Consider the following 16,733-nt stretch of genomic DNA (forward strand, 5'->3'; position numbering starts at 1 on the left):
CTCTTGAAAAACCTTAATTTCAAAGGCAAAGTGTACTAAGCTTAGACTCATGAATGATGCGAAGAAGCTTAGCCCCGTCCATTACCTTGGTCTGGCAATTGCCTTTATTGCCGTTGTCGCCCTAACGGTCTGGGGACTGTCCTGGTTTAAATCTGACGGAAATGCCAACGGCACCGCAGAAAATGGGGGAGCTAAAGCTACGCCCTCGGCAACGGTAAGTCCCGCCCCGAAGGATACCGCCACCCCGGAAGCAACCGGTACTAAGGAAGCGCCGGCAGCGCCAGGAAGTGCGGCCGGCCAGACACCCGCCTCGGCGGCCTCGGCAGAAGGCGAAGCTGATTGCCAAAGCCCAGTACCAGGCGCATACCCCTGTGCGGGCGCTAAGAAACTACCCGCCGGTGCCATCGAGTGGCCCACCGTGCAGAAGTACCTGGGGACCGAAATCGCTGTCATGCAGTCCCTAAACGGCAAGTTCGGCTGCGATGGGTACACCGAAGACGGTCATTTCAAGGGCCTAGAATGCATCGCTGACGCCTGGCAAGACAATCCGCCCATGGAACCCGAAAAGGTCTTCGAAGGTGGCCTAGTAATGAGCTTCGCCCCGGACGGGACCAGCACCTTCATTCGCAGTAAGACCGACGTTTCTTGCTACCACCACGGAGCTTGCCCCAGCAGCAATAACGTCGAATCAGAAAACCTAAAGCCCGGTCAGGCCTGGTACTACGGTGATCTAGTGTGTGGCGCTACCGGCCAGGGCGTCACCTGCTGGAACTACAAGACCGGTCATGGCGCTTTCATGAGCGAAACCCAGATCAAGAAGTTCTAAGCGCCCAACTACCTGACTATTCCAAACACAGGCCCTGCTGGTGCAGAACCGCCAGCATGGGGGACTGCTCTGCGGCACCCTGACCAAGCATGCTGGCAATGCGTTTCGTAAACGCCCCCACTGGCTTTGAGATATCACGCAGGTCGTAGTAGGACTGCAGGTGCTGATCGTACTCACCTAGGTCAGCCACTAGCTGCTGGCGACCCTGATAGGTGTTCTGGTGCTTTAGGAACTCTAGAGGGAGACGCGGTTTATACTGCGGTTCCTGATCCGCGTAACCCACCAAAACACCCAGCAGCGGGTACGTGTAACGAGGTAGCTCCAAGACTTCCACCAGTCGGGCCGGGTCGGTCTGAATCGACCCCAGATACACGGTGCCCAAGCCATGACTTTCTGCCGCCAGAACAAAGTTTTGGGCCGCCAGGTAAGTGTCGGCGGCGGCCTCGAGGAAGAGGTTGGTGCGGCTAAGGGCCGACAGGTCCGCCTGGAAGTGCTCCCGGATTCGTGCGTTCCGGTTCAAGTCCGCTACGAATATAAACAGTTCGCCCTTATCCCCGCCCACATAGGGCTGGCCACTAACCTGATAAATCGCTTCCCGGACCTGCGGGTCCGTAATGTGAATAATGCTGAACTGCTGTAAAAAAGCGCTAGTGGCAGTGTGGCGGGCGGCCTCAAAAAGGTCCGCTAGCACGGCCTCGGGAATGGCCCGGTCCTGATAGGCGCGGATTGAGCGGTGCGCCAGCTGCAGTTTAACTACCGGGTTATCGGTAAAGTTCTTCGGCGGGGTGGTGAAACTTTCGGACATGATTACTCCTTCGTGGGGGCAGTCGCAAGCTGTTCGCGAAGATACCTGACCTCTTCACTTAGACGCTTCAACTCTTGGTTCTGTGCTTCAAGCTGCTTAAGGATTTTATACTCGGTTTTATCTTCAGTTTCTGAAACTTTCTCTACCAGGTAGGAAGAAAGCAAACCAGTAACCAAACCCAGCAGGGCAATCCCAAAGATCATCAGTGCGATCGCTAAGAAACGGCCACTCTCACTGACCGGGACCGTATCGCCATAACCGACGGTCGTAACGGTAGTAATCGCCCACCATAGCGCCGCAGAGAAATCTTTAATCTGGCTGTCAGGCAGTTTACGTTCGATCTCCAAAATACCAATCGCGGCGGTGACCAGCACAATTAGGGTGGTGCCAATGGTGTAGCTGGTGACCTTACCGCGCAGCGCGTTACCCGCATGTCGGTCAAACATGCGCAGAACTGTCAATAGCCGCAGCAGACGCAAGGGACGCAACATGGGCAGGGTGATGATTAACAGGTCAAACCAGTTATTGACAATGAACTCGCGCCGATGGGGAGCTAAAGAAAAACGCACTGCGTAGTCGATGATGAACATTGCCCAGATAATAATCTGAGCCCAGTCGCAGACCTCCACCCAGAATGCCGGGATCTCGGGCTTTAGAACGGGTAGGGCATAGGCTACGAAGAATGCGACAGCAGCCAACATTAGGGGAAGGTCAGTTCTTTGTTCCCACTTCTTTTGCTTTTCTAGCGACCGCTCCATGGGATTTCCTTAAAACTCGGTTAAATAAATACTCCAAGTAAAGACCATAGCCCAACAACCGCTAAAGCGTTATTTAAAGCGTGAACCATGATGGAATCCCAAATATTGCCCCGGCGTTGATAAACCGTATACAGGATGACGCCCATGGAGAAGTAAATCAGACCAGCAATCACCGTATTAGGCATGTGAGGGATCGCGAAGATAACCCCATTCAGGATGTATGCCAGTGGATGCTTTTGGTACTTACCTGCCAGATAACGCGAATAGTAAGCTCGCATCACCAGTTCTTCACTGGCGGGCGCAATCAAGGCTAGCTGAATCGAAATCGCCACCAGCCAGAACTTCGGGGCGGCCGTAAAACTGTTGATGATCGTCTGGTTATTGGATGTTTGTGCATCACCGTAGAAGTGCTGCAGCAGGGCCCCACCCAACATGTTTACGGCCAGAATCATCATGACCATACCTAGGTTGAATAGGAAGGGGCGGCCTTTCAAAGCCCGGATGGAACCTAGGGGAGCGCGCCTGCGGTTGAGCCAGACAAGCCATAGGAACCAGAGGATTGTGACGATCACGATCGCCCCCAAGATCGCGCCAACTTTTAGTGGCGACCAGGTAGAGCGCCCCATCAGGATTGGTACCAACATGGCGGAACTGGCGATCGCTGAACTCAGCAGGATCATGACCACTAGGCCTAGCGCTGCGCCTATCCAGTCGAAGATTTTCCAGCCGGTGGATTTAGTGCCATCACTGTTGGGAGTCCTGTGCCATGAATGCGGTTTCGTTTTGGTCTGGACTACTGGCATGTCGGCAGTGTCGGCGGGTGGTTCATCGTTGGGGTGAACTACCTGGATGGGGGTGGCTTCGATCTGGGCGGGGGCGACTGAAACCCCGAATCCTATTTTGGCGTTCCGGCCCAGTTTCAGATAGAGCTCAGTGGGGGTCAGGGGGGATTCTTCTAGTTCGCTGGCCTCACCGGCTGCAAGGCGGGCTGCGTGTTCGGCCTTCTTTTGTTCCCACTTAGTTCGTTCCGCTTCTCTGCGGGCACGAGCAGCTTGGGCTTTAGCTTTTTCTGCCTGGGCGGCAGCCCTGAGTTGTTCCTTGGTGGCGGGTTGCGGCTGTTTCCGGGAAGGTACCGGGGCATCCTTAGCGGTCGGGGCAGGGTTTTGTGCGCGCAGGGCTCTGCGGCTTGGGAACGAACGTTGTTCACCAAGCTGACTGGTGGACGGTACCTGGCTGGTACGGTCAGAGGAATTTCTGGGCACGGGTCTAGTCTAGCGGGAAGCGATACTGCTTTGAACTGACTTTTTAATGAAATTTCGTTGTTTTCGTCCCAATTTTGACAAATAAAATCTGGGTCCTGCACCCGAAGGTGAGGACCCAGAAGAAAGTAGCTAGTTAACTAGCGTGAAGCTCAGCGGCCAGCCTTTAGTAGGTCGCGGATTTCGGCTAGTAGAGCAACGTCAGCTGCGGGAGCTTCCGGAGCGGCTTCTTCAGTAGCCTTGCGGGCGCGCATGTTGTTGATCGGAACAACCACGAAGAAGTAAACAGCAGCAGCAACGATTAGGAAGTTGATTAGCGCCGTGAGGATGGTGCCGGGGTAGAAGTGTGCACCGTTAACCACGAAGGCACCTAGCTGGTCGAAGTTCGGGGCGCCGAAGATGGCGGCGATGAAAGCTAGGATGAAGTCGGTGACAGCCTTAACGATCGGTGCGAAAGCGCCGGCGATGATAACACCAACGGCCATGTCGACAACGTTACCCTGGCTAATAAATTCTTTGAATCCCTTGATCATGGGGGTCTCCTTTGTTTTGCGCAATCTGCGCATAGTAGGGCCCCACAGAGTTTTGGGGGCTTCTTTGACTGGAACGGGGAAACATTGAAATCTCAATATTTTCCCTCTAGGTACTACGCTAGCGGTTCTGAAACCTAAAATCTATGTTTAATAGGTATTTCGTCCTGTTGGATGCAACACAATTAGAAATGTTGAGATCCCCAATTTTCTTGATTATTGCGCTAATCTTGAACCCGTAACCACAAAATACTTTCGAGGTGACTCATGAAATCCGTAGCCCAGCATGCCAAAGACTGCGTCAGTGCCGTCGGGATCCTACCCGAACTAGAAGTCACCTTGGTAGAGGCTGTTGGTTGCGTACTTTCCCGCGACGTTACCGCACCTTTCGACCTGCCGGTAACTGACAGTGCCGCCTGCGATGGTTACGCCCTGCGGACCGTTGACGTACGTGAGGCCCGTAAGGATCACCCCGTTGAACTTTCTGTGGTTGATCAGATTCGGGCGGGCGATATTAACCCGGTAACTTTGCTCCCAGGGCATGCCGCAAAGATTTCCTCTGGTGCGCCGCTGCCGGGTGGGGCCGACGCGGTCCTAGCCCCCGAATATACCGACCAGGGTTTGGCCCGCGTCCAGATTAAGTCCGCGCCCCGGGCGGGCGAAAATATTCGCGTTCGCGCCGAGGACGTAGCCACCGGCGACCCCCTGGTGAAGGCTGGTACGCGCCTCGCCTCCCGTCACGTGGCCATGTTGGCAGGTGCCGGTTTGGCGCGCGTGTGGGTGCACCCTCGGCCTCGCGTGGTCGTTATTTCGATCGGTGATGAGCTAGTTGAACCGGGTGATACTCCGCGTCCGGGACAGGTATTTGACGCTAATGGGCACGCCCTAGCGACGGCGGCCGCAGACCTGGGGACGGATGTTTTCCGGGTGGGTGCGGTTTCGGATTCGCGCGCTGAGCTTCGTTCCATGATTGAGGATCAGCTGGTGCGGGCGGACCTGATTGTGACGACTGGTGGCCTGTCAGGGTCCGAGGTCGATACGGTCCCGGAAGTCTTGGCCCCTTTAGGCGTGGTGGAGTTCGACCAGGTGGCGATGTGGCCGGGACGTGTTCACGGTGTGGGCCATGTGGGCGGGATTCCGATTTTCTGTTTGCCGGGTGACCCGGTAGCCGCGCAGGTGTCTTTTGCAGTGTTTGTGCACCCGGCAATCCGGGCCATGGCTGGTTATGAGATGAAGTATCGGCCGACTTTGCGTGCGAATGTGGACCGTGGTTGGTATTCGCCGCGTGGACGCCGCGAGTTTGTGCGCGTAACGATTGATGGTTCGCCCTCGCAGGGCTATAACGCCACGGTGCAGGGCGGCCCGCATCAGCTTTTGGTGTCGGCATTGGGGCGTTCGAACGCGCTGGCGGTGGTCCCGGAGGCGGTTACGCACGTGCAGGCGGGCGACGAGCTGGTCTGTATTTTGCTGGATGACTAGTATCCGGGCCTGATCATGGATTTTTTGAAGCGTTGGCGACTGGGGGACCAGCGGCAGACTTGGCTGGTACCGGCCGAGTACGTTGAGGCTGCTACCCATGCGCGACGTTTAGCGCCCCCACCAAAGGGTTTGCGGGGTGAGCTGGAGTTCATGCATGAGATCGGCTATCAGCCCTCTGAGGTTGCTTTGCGCCTGTTGGTAGGCAATGACCACGTGTCGGTGCAGCGGGCCCGCTGGCATGCCGACCCTTGGCTTTCCCCTTGGAATGCGCAGTTGCCGCCGGAGTTCAAGACGGAGCAGCCGGATATTGATCAGTACATTCGTGAGTGTGATCGGGAGCTGTTGAATCGTTCCGGGTATGCTTTTGCGATTTTGGTGGATGGTCGTCTGGCGGGGGAGCTGTCCCTGTTTGATATTGCCCGACGCGCGGTGGCCTCGGGCGCGATGGGTTATTGGGTCGCCCCGGACGTGACCGGTTTGGGCGTGATGCCCTTGGCCTTGGCGCTGGGGATTGATGTGGCTTTGTCAGAGTTCGACCTGCATCGGATTGAGGTAAATATTCGCCCAGAGAATGAGCGTTCCATTGGCGTGATGCGCAAGTTGGGTTTGCGTTATGAGGGACGCAGGGAGCGTTTCTTGTATAGCCAGGGTGCTTGGCGGGATCATGATTCTTTTGCGATTACCGCCGAGGAACTGCGTGGTACCTCTTTGTTGGAGCGGACCTTCGGCTAGTTTGCTGGCTGATTTTTGTTTGATCTTTGATTTTTCGGCGCGCCTTGGCGGTTTTGGGCCTGAGGTTTTGTAGTTTTGGGTTGTGGAATTTGGTGGCTGGATTTTAGTTTTCGCAGGCGTGGTCGTGGTACTGGGCCTGGTGCCACTGTCTGCCCGGCGAGCGGCCTATCAGGCGCTTTCGCACCCGGAGGATCGTTTTTCTGATGCGGCTCGAGTTCCACAATCTGCGGCGCGCCCTGTGGTGCGGGCCGCTTCAGGTGGTAGGGTTGCCTTACACCCGTTTTCTACCGTGACAGATTCAGTGCTGATTGGGGGCAAAACTATGGCTCAGGTTCGTTCCGAACTGGCAGGCGTTTTAGCTGCGCGGGCTCGCCTCCGAGGGCGTGCCGCCGTTTCTGCTTCCCGTCGCCGTGTGGCTCTGTTTGCGCTTTTGGGTGTGTTTGTACTTTTGGCGTTGACCGCTTTGCTGGGATGGACATCTTGGCTTTGGGGTTTGGCGCCGCTGGTAGCTCTGGCTGGGGTGCTTGGTCATGGTGCCTGGCAGGGAGCTAATTTTAAGCGGGAACTCGCAGAGTTGGACGCGAAGGCTCGGGAATTACGGTCTGCACCGATGCGTGCAGCCAGGGCGATCAAGCCCGAGTCTTCAGTAGTTTCAACCGCGGGCACCGCAGAGGTAGTGGAAGAGGTTGAAGGCGCAGAGGCCCTCACTGATTCCTTGGTGGAAGTTACGGATTCGGTTCCTGCTAAGCCGGTCGCGATTGAGTCTAAGTCTGCAGCTAAGACTCAGGGGTGGACCCCTAGTGAGCCGATCCGTCCGGTTTACCAGATGCGGGCTTTAGCCCCGCGTCGGGAACTGTCTGTGGCGCGCGTAGAGACTGACCCGAATGGGGTAGTGATTCCGGTTCGTCCGGTGCGTGCCCGCGGCCCAAAGACTGGCGCCTTGTCTTCTACCCAGGTGGCTGAGCAGGCCTCTTTACGTTTCGATGTTGATACGGTGATTGAACGTCGCCGCGCAGCATCCTGATTTTTATTCTTCATTCTCCCCGCATCCTTTGGGTGCGGGGATTTTGAATTTAGGAGGGTCTGGGATGAAGCTGCTGCTTTTCCGCTTGGGGGTTTTCTGGTGGTGGTGTTAAAATCGTGAAGGTCTTAAGGGGCTATAGCGCAGTTGGTAGCGCGTCTCGTTCGCAATGAGAAGGTCGGGGGTTCGATTCCCCCTAGCTCCACCATTTAGATGCTGGTTTGGATACAATCCAAGCCAGCATCTTTTTTATGCCCGAAGGCGGGTTTTCCAGTTCCAATAAGAGCCCACTACTGCCAGGAACCTTCGTATTATCGATTGTGTTTCAATGATGCATTGTTAGCTTCCAGGGGTTAGAGTTCAGAACCGGTATGGTACTTTGATTTTTGTGTTCACAAAGTTCAAGCTTCCTTAGAGAGGTGATTGTCGTGCCGTTGTTTTTGCGGACTCCCACTAGGGAAGAGTTTCCGGTGCGTCAGGCGTGGCTTGCCGACCCGCAGATGATGTCCTTTAATGCGGGCTGGCCCATCGATAATGACTCTTACGACCCGGAAACTGGCTGTTTTGATTGGTCAGAGGATCGGTGGGATGCCTGGGTAGAGCGGCGCCTATCGTTGCCGCCTGAGGTGCAGGGCTATTTTTATGTGATCGATCAAGAATCAGGGGAGCCCGTCGGCCATGCGCATTACTTGGTCGAAGGTACCTGCGCGCAGATTGGTCTAAATACGGTACCTAAGTTGCGTCGTCAGGGAATCGCGACAGAGGCGATGACCCTTCTGTTGGAGCGCATCTGGCAGGACACCGAAGCCGAATTCGCCATGAACATGATCGAACAAGCGCAGGCCCCAGCAATTTGCCTCCATAAGAAGTTTGGGTTCCTGTGCTCTTCCGAACCTGCGATGACCTATCAGGAAAAACGATCCTACCTATGGCTGCTGGCACGGCCAACCACAGACTCCGAGGTAGCAGCGCGTCGCCAAAGGGAACTCGAACGCCTGCTGCAGTCACCGAAACGGCTCACAGCTTAGGCCGCGCGCAACCTCAGTTCTAGGCGCGCCTAACTAAGTAGGGGCGGCGCGCCCTCGTCAAAGAAAACTTACTTTTTCTTCTTGTCTATTAGGAAGCCGATAGTCATGCCCAGCACCACCCCGACGGGGGTGCCGAACGACAAGTACTCGAAAGACACTGCTATCCCGGCTCCGAACATCATCCCCAAGATCAGACCCTCGATCATATAGGTCTTTTCAGGGTCTTTATCCGCATACTTCTTGACTATGAACACTGCTGCTACGGCAAGAACTGCAGTAATGATGATTGGTAGAAGAACCTTGAAATAATCCATGGCCACCTCAATTGTTGTAGCGGTCACATCAATTTCAGTATTCCATAAATCATTACGGCGCGCCTGTTAGGACTAAAGTACTAGCTACTTGTCGGGCTGGCCCGCACTTTCCGCCGAGGAGGCGCTCACGTCCCACCTAGGATCCTGCTCAATACCCTTCTTAGCTAATATCGGATCGGCGCTAACTGGGGTCCTGAGCTTCGGGTAACGCTTATCTGCCTTACCCCACCAAGCCATATGATGCACGTACCCGTCAGCCGGCGGGATGGGGGAGTCCGGTTCGAAGCCCAACTCCTGCGGGGTCTCCTTAATCATGTCGCAAACCCAGTACTTATCCTTATCGTCCATGTGCTCCTTCGCGATGGTCCGATATTCGGCAATGTCTTGGTAAATGCTGGAAGTAATCGGATTGCGCTTCTTTACGATCACCAAGTACAAGAAGTAGATGAATAGTAGAACGTTAGAACCAAGCGCTAGGCCAGAGCAAACAATATTCGCGGTCGGATTCATAGTCGCGAAATTGTTCTGTCCTGGAGAGATTAAGAACTCGGGCAGCAGGTTATTCATGGCAATCCAGAACATGAGCGTGTAGCAACGGAACCATAACCACTGTCCCTTAGCCCACCAGAACGCCGGGATCGTCGCCGCCAAAAGCAGTGCCAAGGTGCAATACCAGGTGTAGTCAGCCAATGCGTTGTACAAGAATGCGTGGTTCCACAAGTCGTAGGCAATCACCCAAGGCCAGACCATGTCAGCCCAGATTAGGCCCTTAACCTTCTGCTTCGGGTTTGAACCAATCGTAATCTTTGCCCAGCCAGTCATCGTGATGATATTCAAGCAACCAGCAATCGCCGACATGATATTCCAAAAACCGCCAATGGTGCGGAAGCCCGTCTCTGGGTCAATACCAACATTTGTATTCGCGAAGTTTGCGGCCACAGCCTGGTACCACTCGTCGGAATGTAGCGGAGCAGTAACACCGCGAGTTTCTGGCAGTCCGGCGATCATATCCAAAGTGTGGCTAGCATTAATGCCCTTCAGGCATTCCCAGTTAGCCGCACAAGCATTGTAGAAGTCCGCCTGGAAGTAAATATTAATATCGCGAATATTAGCTTCCATGATGTTGATAGCAACGCCAATCCACGTAATGAAACCAATGACCAGAATATTGCGGCGGAACTTGCGCGGATCGTTCCGGCCCAGATAGACAAAAGCGGCATTCCATGTCGAAACCGTCACCATAATGACGTACTTCCCGAAAGGGAACCAGCCGATCATTGGAATCGCGTGGTATGCCGCGTATGGAATCAAAGCAATGCCACCTACGGTCCAGATCGCAAAGACGGTCCAGAGCCACCTGCGGTTAATTTCCGCGACAATGATCTGGGCGGCAAATACAATCACCCAGATCAGATAGAGCTTGGGGGAGCCTATTTCCCATAGGCCTAAAAACGTATCCATTTGTAGATCACCTTTGAAGCTAAAACTCGCCATTGAGTACTAGTCGTTCAATTAGTAGTCTACGGCACATTTTGAGCGAAAATTCGGGTCTTTAGTCCAAAATTTTGGACAAAATGTGGTCTAGGATATAGGTAAGCGACAAGTTGCTGCAATGAAGCAGTCTATGAACAAGGGAGTTCACAATGTTTGCGAAGATACTTAAGCCGAAGTCTATCCTCAGCCTGGGTGCCGCAACCGGGGCTGCAATCTTCGGCGGCATGTACTATTTCAGCCAAATGATGGGGAAGGCCACCCCGGAAGAACAGGCCTTCACCTATCCCGGCGACGATCTAATCGACGCCAAGTACGATAACGGCTACTCGTCCACCTACGCGATCACCATTGACGCCCCCGCCTACGCGGTCTACCGCTACTTCAAACAGATCGGCGCGGAACGTTCAGGATCGTTCAGTAGCGAGTTCCTAGAGCGCGTCTTTGCCCGCTTGCCCTTCTACAACTCCTATGAGATCCAAGAAGAGTTCCAACAACCCGACTCGCTGGTAGCCGGTGATATTGCCGCCTTTGACTTCCACGGCATGTCAATGGAATGGGTAGATGTGGTCCCGGGAAAGTACGTGATCTCCTGGGTGGACACGAAGGTTCCACCGGCAGCACCCGGATCCTTCGCCTTCCGCTTCCCCTTCATGAAGCATTTCGCCGCCGCCTGGTGCTTTTACATGGTGCCGTTCAAAGGTGAGCGCACCCGACTAATCAACCACTGGCGGATCGGTTATGAACCGGCCAACTGGCTCACCAAGGCCATCAACTGGATCAATATTGAACTAGTCGGCGGCTGTATGACCAATATGCAAAACCGGTACATGAAACGCACCGTCGAATTCCGGAAGAAAGAACAGTGGACCGGGCGATTCATGCGCGGAGTACTGGGTGGCCGCTGGTTCGACACGGGTACTCCACCCAGCCGCTGGTCCGGCACTCCGCTATTCGAGCGGACCTACACGCAGTGGATGCGCTACGGTCGCCAAAATCCGGCCGTGAAGGAGATCCGTGAGCCCGTCACTGACAATCCCAACTGGCCCCCAACCGGCCCCGGCACTCCCTGGGCGGATAGTGTCGACGAAACCTACTTCGAGGGCTGGAAAGAACCCAAGTTCAGTTGGGAAGAACAGATTCGTCAAAAGTACGAGCAGACCTACCTGCCTAACTGGGGTAAGGAATGATCAAAAATGGGTGTCTTAACTGAGATTATCCCCCCGGACTATCCGACCTACTTCTTCTTCGAAAAGGGCGACTGGATTGACTACCTGGCCTTCGTGCTGGTGGTTGCGGGCCTAGCCGTAACCGCCTGGCTGATCCAACGCTACAACTGGGCAGTAATCCTCTTCTTTCTAGTAGCGCCTATCCTGCTGACCATTTTCTGGTGGCCCTACTCGACCGAAGGGACGACTACAGCGGGCTGGTTCCCCGTTGTCAAGCATTACTCAGCCCTAATAGGTTCACTCTCCCTAGTAGCACTACAACTATTCCCCAAACTGCGGAAGAACTACTGGTACCTGTGCCTGCCGCCCATCTTGTTGGCCGTAAATATTCTGGAGGCCGTTGTTCGTGACTTCCAGTGCTTCTGGGTGGAAGGCGCGGACCCCAACCAGGGTGGCATGATCAACTGGGGCGGTTCATGGAATATTATGAACGGCATTGCCGGAATCCTGAACCTGCTAGCGATCTCTGGCTGGGTGGGTATTTTCGTGGCCAAGGGGAAGTCGAGGGCGATTATCTGGCCAGACCTCACCCTCGCCTGGATTGTCGCCTACGACCTGTGGAACTTCGCGTTCGTCTATAACTGCATCTCTGACCACGCCTGGTATTCCGGTTTGGCGCTATTGGCTTCGTGTACGATCCCGGTCATGTTCCGCTTTGCCCGCGGTTCGTGGATCCAGTACCGTGCCTACACGCTGACCTTGTGGACAGCCTTCGCGCTAACCTTCCCGACGTTCACGAACGGCACGATTTTTGAACATCGTTCCTCGCATAATCCAACCGCCCTATTCCTAGTTTCCTTCGCGTCCCTGGTGGTGAACGCGGGCGTTATAGTCTGGCACGTTTACCGGATAAAGAGGTACCAGCGCAACCCCTTCACACAAGAGGTCTACGCTGGCACTAAAGAATCTGAAGAACTAGCCCGTCTTTGGTCAGAGCCGAAGGGGAGGGAGAAAAAGGGAATGGAACGGAAGGTTCGCAAAGTCCTCTAGCCTGCAGCGCGTTGCGCCACCGGTAGCTAGAGAACGATTAAGGAGTGAGAGGCTAGTCTTAGCGCTTGATGTTCATGCCAATCAGAGTGCCAATCGCGCCGCCAATGCCAGCGCCCAGAGCAAGCTGATCGAAAGCAAAACCGGCTAATATGCCGATCAACATGCCCACTGACATGCCTTCCTGAATGCGGGTAGTTAGAGTCCCTTCCTTACGCTGCTTATTGGTCTTAACTGAAACCACGATCAGCGGAACAAGAAGAATAATCCCGATTAGGTTCGTAATAATATCTAGGGGCATGTTGTTTCCTTTCAAGTCGTATGCGCATAAGTCTATCGGTCTTTAGCCGGAACTGTAGGGGGTTTGTCCTCTATTAGGGCAGAAAGGGAGCGAACGTGGTAAGGAAAAGCCGTTCAAAAATAAACAATCAGGGGCTTCCCAGAAAATATTCTTCTGAGAAGCCCCTGATTGGGAAGTTTTAAAACTGAGCTCTGCATTTAAGCAACTGACGCATCAGATGTGGAGCAGAGAGTCGGCATCAATCGATCTTCTTGGCGTACTTTAGGACCATCGTGTTGTTTTCATCGCAGGTTTGGAATGCGAATCCCTCTGGTACGCTGGTGGTCTTGATGTCTCCACGTTTTGGTACGCGAACGGTGTTGTAGATCTTATAGGTACCGCCCATAGCGCCCTTTAATTTCACTACATCTCCGTTTTTGTAGGAACGGAACTTCCCCGCACGAGTGAAGTTATGGCCGGCAACGATCGTAAGGGAACCAAATTTCGTGGCACTGACGGCATACTTATCGACATACTTTTGAGCGGCATAAGGGTTGTTATTAACGGCTTGGACGTTGACGTCGTAATTCCTTTCGGAATTATGAGCAGCTTTGTTCTTGCTGGAATGCGACGGAGTTCCGGCAGCGCGAGTTTGGTTTCGAACGGCTGGCTTTGGGGTTTCGGAGTTATGGCGGAAGTCTGCGCTGCTCTTAGAACGATGGGAATCGATACCATGACGGGCATAAGAACTTGTAGTAGTTACCTGAGCCGTCTTTCGTGGTGAAGCAGTAGCCTCCTGGCCCCTAGATGGGTCGGTCTTAGAATTTGAAATCTGCTGCCTCAAGTTATTGGCTACAGGGTCGTTATCGACGTCCGCTCTTGGACGAGTTAGCGGGATATATAGGGCATTGCTTAAGGGACGGTAATGACGGTTTAAGTAATCCTCAAACGACAAATGTAATCTGATCTTAGCCATGCTTCGCTGGTATTCAGACTTTAGTCGATCAATGAGTTCTTCGAACTCATCGTCAGCAAGTGTCCAATCAGAATCTGACATGTCTGAATTGCTCAGTGCACCATCTTTGTTTAGGTCTTCAGAGATAGTTTCGGTTGAATTAACACCGGCAAAACGAACTGTAGGAGCCCCAGCGTAACCTACTGAGGGAAGGCTAAGCGAAGAGAAACTGGCAGCAAAGGCAGTAGTAAGACCTAGAGCTGCGCCCAGAACATGGACCATCTAAGTATTCCTTTGGAAAATAACTGTTTGAAAACTTATGTGAAGGCGCACGAGTAGAAAATAGACCACTTGTGTGGGTTTCGTTACATTTATGCTGGTCTTTGTTTTGAAACCGAGAGTAGTTTAACGATGTTTCATATCTGTTTAAAGTTAAATGTTTTGTGCATTATTTTGCAAAATAGGATTTGTAGGCAAATATTTCTGCAATTTGTTGATTGAATGTTTCAAAAATGAATAAATATTTTCATTTGTTGCGCACAATTATCTAGATACGCTCAAAGTGAACATGGGTGAAATCGATTGACATGCCCCAATTTCTTCAGAAATACGATTAAATGAGTGACAGTGTGCGGAAAAGTGGCCGCTATTTTTAGACCACCGCGACGAACGTCCTGGTTGTGGCCACATTTGGTGTGATACGAGAAAAATAGGCTCCCACCTTAGCCTTTGCATACTTAGCTTTGAGGCTTTGTATGCTTCTTAGGTGGGAGCCTAAAGTGTGGAAGTTCGCTTTATTTGATCCGCTTCGCGTACTTCAGGACCATCGTGTTTCCGGAGTCGCAAGTTTGGAATGCGAACCCTTGGGGAACGCTGGTGGTTTTGATGTTGCGTCGCTTGGGAACGCGGACGGTCTTGTAAATCTTGTACTTTCCGCCCATTGCCCCTTTGAGGTTAACGACGTCTCCCTCTTTGAAAGAGGCAAACTTCCCAGCGCGGGTGTAGTTGTGTCCAGCTACGAGTGTGAGTGATCCAAGCTTGGTTGAACTGACTGCATACTTATCGACTGCTTGTTGTACTGCGTAAGGATTATTGTTTACCTTATCTACGTATACGTCAATGTTTTTGTTGCCGGATTTTTGAGTAGCTCGACGTGCAGGTGTGTACTGTTTCTTAGGGGCTGGTTTTGCGGTTTTGTGTGCGACTTTCTTTGGTTGATACTTTTTGGGTGCTGTCCTTTTTGTCTTAGGTTTCTGGGGGGCTGAGAGTGCGTGGCGGCCCGCAGGCTTTGCGCTCTGCTTTTTTGCAGCTTTTCTGCTGGTTTTCTCAACCTTTGTTACCTTGAGTTGCTTAGTGGTTGCCTTTTTTGTCGCGGGCGGGTTGGGTGCTTGTGCTGCTTTTTTGGGCTCAGCTTTTTTGTTAGCGATGGGGGTGCTAGACGCCTTTGCCTGGTTTGTTGTGGTTTTAGCGTTAGCTGCCGACTTTGGTGCTGCTGCCTTATTAGCGACCGGCTTTGGGGCTACCTTTTGATTGTGTGAGGTAGGAGCTGGAGTAGCACTCTTAGCGTTTTTGGCTTTTGAGTGCTCTAGTGCGCTCAGCTTTTTTAGATAGCTCTTTTCTAGCGAGTAAAGATAATCCTCAAAACTCATGCTGCCTAGTTCTAGAAGGTTGCTCTTTTCGCTAGCCTTATTATCTGCTGTACTCCAGAACGGAGAGGTGGCTGCAGGAGTTTTGTCTTGGTGCACGTTGGAGGCTGGTGAGGCTGAGTGTGTACTGTGAGGAGCGCTGGTAGATGTTAGAGGAGTGACCGCTAGGCCGATGGATAGCGTGAGACCTAGAGCAGAAATGAAGTGGTTTTTCATTGCAGTTAACCCTTTCAGAAGTATTGACTTTGGGGATGCCCTGGGCTTTTGGATCAAAAAGACCCAAATGTCTAGACCAGCACTGTAAAAGTGCCGATCGGCAGGTGGTGTGGCTAATGATTGCAATACATTAAGTTCGTTAACTGAGACCAGTTTAACAATCTGCTTAAAAATGCAAAATGTAAATTTTTTGCACTTTTTAAAATCTATCGAACATTAAAAATGTTCATAAAATGCAATAATTTCCTATTGAGTTCGCTATAGTGTTCAAAATTTTCAATCAATTTAAGGTGGTTGAACATATCGCCCTGAGTGAACGCAGTGTTGACGGAAAACGTTTTCATAATTTCTGACATGGTGTCGTCATACATCTGTTGCAGTGCGCGTGGGTGAAGTAGTTTTGTTTGTGGTCTAGAACTGGTTTGGGGCCTTTGGGGTGGAATGATATTTTTGTTGCAATCTGGGCTCTTTGGGAACTCTTTTGTTAACCTTTTTCTGCTTTTGTGAAACTTGGTTGAGTTATCCTTTTTGTTTCATGTGGAAATGTGACGTATTTGTGTGACGTGCGCAATATTATTTTTTCAGTATTTTGAGCGAAAAAATGACGTGCTCAGTGACGAGATTTGTCGGGCCTCAGCCCCGAATTTGGGAAGCTTAGGACAACTAATTGCGATTCTTCGCGCGGATATTGAAATGCGCCGCGATTAATTGACTTCTGGGTGAGGGGGGCGGAGATTCTTACTTTCGTTGTTGAAGTGACTCAGTATTCGTCCCTGCGGGATTTGGCGCTACTTCTAAATAAGCAGACCCCAATTGGCGCCATTAGCAGGCTTATGCAAGCCAGTTCCCAGGCGTTAGTGCCCGTGTTTGAAAGTGGCTGGTTTGAGGTACGTTGGTTAGGGTCATTGAAAACGTTGTTATGTTTGATTGGTCCAGGGTTTTTGGTCGGTACGCTTGTCGTATTGTGATGTTTTTGAATGCGCATGGGGGAGAGAGAGGCGTCTTCACATTCTTTGGCTTTAGGGGGCAAAAGGAATCCATGATCTGGACTTATTTGACTCTCTATCGGTGAATCGCCTGCGGGTTTCGTTTTTGGTTCGGTGGTTGGTTCGGTGGTTGGTTCGGTGGTTGGTTCGGTGGTTGGTTCGGTGGTTGGTTCGGTGGTTGGTTCGGTGGT

Annotated in this window: 17 protein-coding genes and 1 tRNA gene; 8 read left to right on the top strand and 10 right to left on the bottom strand. The window is 52.6% G+C overall.

The genetic code is table 11. The annotated features are described in order from the left end of the window. Positions 1-49 precede the first annotated feature (49 nt). Entirely contained in the window at positions 50-826 is a 777-nt protein-coding gene (locus BSR28_RS06730; RefSeq protein ID WP_073713709.1) for a hypothetical protein, read from the top strand. Positions 827-842: 16 nt separating this feature from the next. Here BSR28_RS06730 and BSR28_RS06735 read toward each other — a convergent pair whose 3' ends face one another. The 4 genes from BSR28_RS06735 to mscL form a co-directional block, all read right to left on the bottom strand. Continuing rightward, positions 843-1,631, bottom strand: coding sequence for a nitroreductase family protein (locus BSR28_RS06735; protein ID WP_073713710.1), 789 nt, complete (start codon positions 1,629-1,631; stop codon positions 843-845). 2 nt (positions 1,632-1,633) lie between these two features. Continuing rightward, positions 1,634-2,389 (bottom strand): potassium channel family protein, encoded by a 756-nt coding sequence (locus BSR28_RS06740; protein WP_073713711.1) that lies wholly within the window; start codon positions 2,387-2,389, stop codon positions 1,634-1,636. A gap of 20 nt (positions 2,390-2,409) precedes the next feature. Next, complete coding sequence (locus BSR28_RS06745; protein ID WP_073713712.1) at positions 2,410-3,651, bottom strand: CPBP family intramembrane glutamic endopeptidase; 1,242 nt, start codon at positions 3,649-3,651, stop codon at positions 2,410-2,412. Positions 3,652-3,800: 149 nt separating this feature from the next. Next, positions 3,801-4,181 (bottom strand): large conductance mechanosensitive channel protein MscL, encoded by a 381-nt coding sequence (gene mscL, locus BSR28_RS06750; protein ID WP_073709201.1) that lies wholly within the window; start codon positions 4,179-4,181, stop codon positions 3,801-3,803. 264 nt (positions 4,182-4,445) lie between these two features. Here mscL and BSR28_RS06755 point away from each other — a divergent pair, with 264 nt between their 5' ends. From BSR28_RS06755 to BSR28_RS06775, 5 genes are all read left to right on the top strand, one after another. Then, positions 4,446-5,657, top strand: coding sequence for a molybdopterin molybdotransferase MoeA (locus BSR28_RS06755; protein WP_073709200.1), 1,212 nt, complete (start codon positions 4,446-4,448; stop codon positions 5,655-5,657). Positions 5,658-5,672: 15 nt separating this feature from the next. Next, a complete protein-coding gene (locus tag BSR28_RS06760) occupies positions 5,673-6,389 on the top strand; it encodes a GNAT family N-acetyltransferase (protein WP_073713713.1) in 717 nt (238 codons plus the stop codon). 322 nt (positions 6,390-6,711) lie between these two features. Next, positions 6,712-7,413 carry a hypothetical protein gene (locus BSR28_RS06765; protein ID WP_143237617.1) on the top strand — a complete coding sequence of 234 codons (702 nt, stop codon included), beginning with the start codon at positions 6,712-6,714 and terminating at the stop codon, positions 7,411-7,413. A 129-nt stretch (positions 7,414-7,542) separates the two neighbouring features. Beyond that, positions 7,543-7,618, top strand: a tRNA-Ala gene (locus BSR28_RS06770). A gap of 220 nt (positions 7,619-7,838) precedes the next feature. Continuing rightward, a complete protein-coding gene (locus BSR28_RS06775) occupies positions 7,839-8,438 on the top strand; it encodes a GNAT family N-acetyltransferase (RefSeq protein WP_158020330.1) in 600 nt (199 codons plus the stop codon). 68 nt (positions 8,439-8,506) lie between these two features. On the opposite strand, the gene BSR28_RS06780 is transcribed toward BSR28_RS06775, so the two are convergent. Both BSR28_RS06780 and BSR28_RS06785 read right to left on the bottom strand, forming a co-directional pair. Then, positions 8,507-8,779, bottom strand: coding sequence for a phage holin family protein (locus tag BSR28_RS06780; protein WP_073713716.1), 273 nt, complete (start codon positions 8,777-8,779; stop codon positions 8,507-8,509). 57 nt (positions 8,780-8,836) lie between these two features. Continuing rightward, positions 8,837-10,213 (bottom strand): DUF5692 family protein, encoded by a 1,377-nt coding sequence (locus BSR28_RS06785; protein ID WP_073713717.1) that lies wholly within the window; start codon positions 10,211-10,213, stop codon positions 8,837-8,839. A gap of 257 nt (positions 10,214-10,470) precedes the next feature. Here BSR28_RS06785 and BSR28_RS06790 point away from each other — a divergent pair, with 257 nt between their 5' ends. Continuing rightward, the gene (locus BSR28_RS06790; RefSeq protein ID WP_233120631.1) at positions 10,471-11,433 is read left to right on the top strand and encodes a hypothetical protein; all 963 of its coding nucleotides are present in this window, start codon (positions 10,471-10,473) and stop codon (positions 11,431-11,433) included. A 6-nt stretch (positions 11,434-11,439) separates the two neighbouring features. Continuing rightward, the gene (locus BSR28_RS06795; protein WP_073713719.1) at positions 11,440-12,462 is read left to right on the top strand and encodes a DUF5692 family protein; all 1,023 of its coding nucleotides are present in this window, start codon (positions 11,440-11,442) and stop codon (positions 12,460-12,462) included. Positions 12,463-12,520: 58 nt separating this feature from the next. On the opposite strand, the gene BSR28_RS06800 is transcribed toward BSR28_RS06795, so the two are convergent. From BSR28_RS06800 to BSR28_RS09200, 4 genes are all read right to left on the bottom strand, one after another. Continuing rightward, positions 12,521-12,760, bottom strand: a complete 240-nt coding sequence (locus tag BSR28_RS06800; protein WP_073713720.1) for a hypothetical protein — start codon at positions 12,758-12,760, stop codon at positions 12,521-12,523. Positions 12,761-12,998: 238 nt separating this feature from the next. Next, the gene (locus BSR28_RS06805; RefSeq protein WP_073709189.1) at positions 12,999-13,976 is read right to left on the bottom strand and encodes a hypothetical protein; all 978 of its coding nucleotides are present in this window, start codon (positions 13,974-13,976) and stop codon (positions 12,999-13,001) included. Between the two features lie 512 nt (positions 13,977-14,488). After that, positions 14,489-15,613, bottom strand: coding sequence for a sortase family protein (locus tag BSR28_RS06810; RefSeq protein WP_158020331.1), 1,125 nt, complete (start codon positions 15,611-15,613; stop codon positions 14,489-14,491). Between the two features lie 703 nt (positions 15,614-16,316). After that, positions 16,317-16,733: hypothetical protein (locus tag BSR28_RS09200; RefSeq protein WP_233120626.1), on the bottom strand; the 417-nt coding region annotated here is incomplete at its 5' end.

The organism is Boudabousia liubingyangii, from assembly GCF_001907245.1.
In the GTDB taxonomy this organism is placed as follows: Bacteria; Actinomycetota; Actinomycetes; order Actinomycetales; family Actinomycetaceae; genus Boudabousia; species Boudabousia liubingyangii.

Coding starts and splice junctions, on each gene's coding strand:
- BSR28_RS06805 (WP_073709189.1), bottom strand. CDS start 13,976: ATGGTCCATGTTCTGGGCGCAGCTCTAGGTCTTACTACTGCCTTTGCT.
- mscL (WP_073709201.1), bottom strand. CDS start 4,181: ATGATCAAGGGATTCAAAGAATTTATTAGCCAGGGTAACGTTGTCGAC.
- BSR28_RS06785 (WP_073713717.1), bottom strand. CDS start 10,213: ATGGATACGTTTTTAGGCCTATGGGAAATAGGCTCCCCCAAGCTCTAT.
- BSR28_RS06730 (WP_073713709.1), top strand. CDS start 50: ATGAATGATGCGAAGAAGCTTAGCCCCGTCCATTACCTTGGTCTGGCA.
- BSR28_RS06795 (WP_073713719.1), top strand. CDS start 11,440: ATGGGTGTCTTAACTGAGATTATCCCCCCGGACTATCCGACCTACTTC.
- BSR28_RS06765 (WP_143237617.1), top strand. CDS start 6,712: ATGGCTCAGGTTCGTTCCGAACTGGCAGGCGTTTTAGCTGCGCGGGCT.
- BSR28_RS06800 (WP_073713720.1), bottom strand. CDS start 12,760: ATGCCCCTAGATATTATTACGAACCTAATCGGGATTATTCTTCTTGTT.
- BSR28_RS06760 (WP_073713713.1), top strand. CDS start 5,673: ATGGATTTTTTGAAGCGTTGGCGACTGGGGGACCAGCGGCAGACTTGG.
- BSR28_RS06735 (WP_073713710.1), bottom strand. CDS start 1,631: ATGTCCGAAAGTTTCACCACCCCGCCGAAGAACTTTACCGATAACCCG.
- BSR28_RS06755 (WP_073709200.1), top strand. CDS start 4,446: ATGAAATCCGTAGCCCAGCATGCCAAAGACTGCGTCAGTGCCGTCGGG.
- BSR28_RS06740 (WP_073713711.1), bottom strand. CDS start 2,389: ATGGAGCGGTCGCTAGAAAAGCAAAAGAAGTGGGAACAAAGAACTGAC.
- BSR28_RS06790 (WP_233120631.1), top strand. CDS start 10,471: ATGTACTATTTCAGCCAAATGATGGGGAAGGCCACCCCGGAAGAACAG.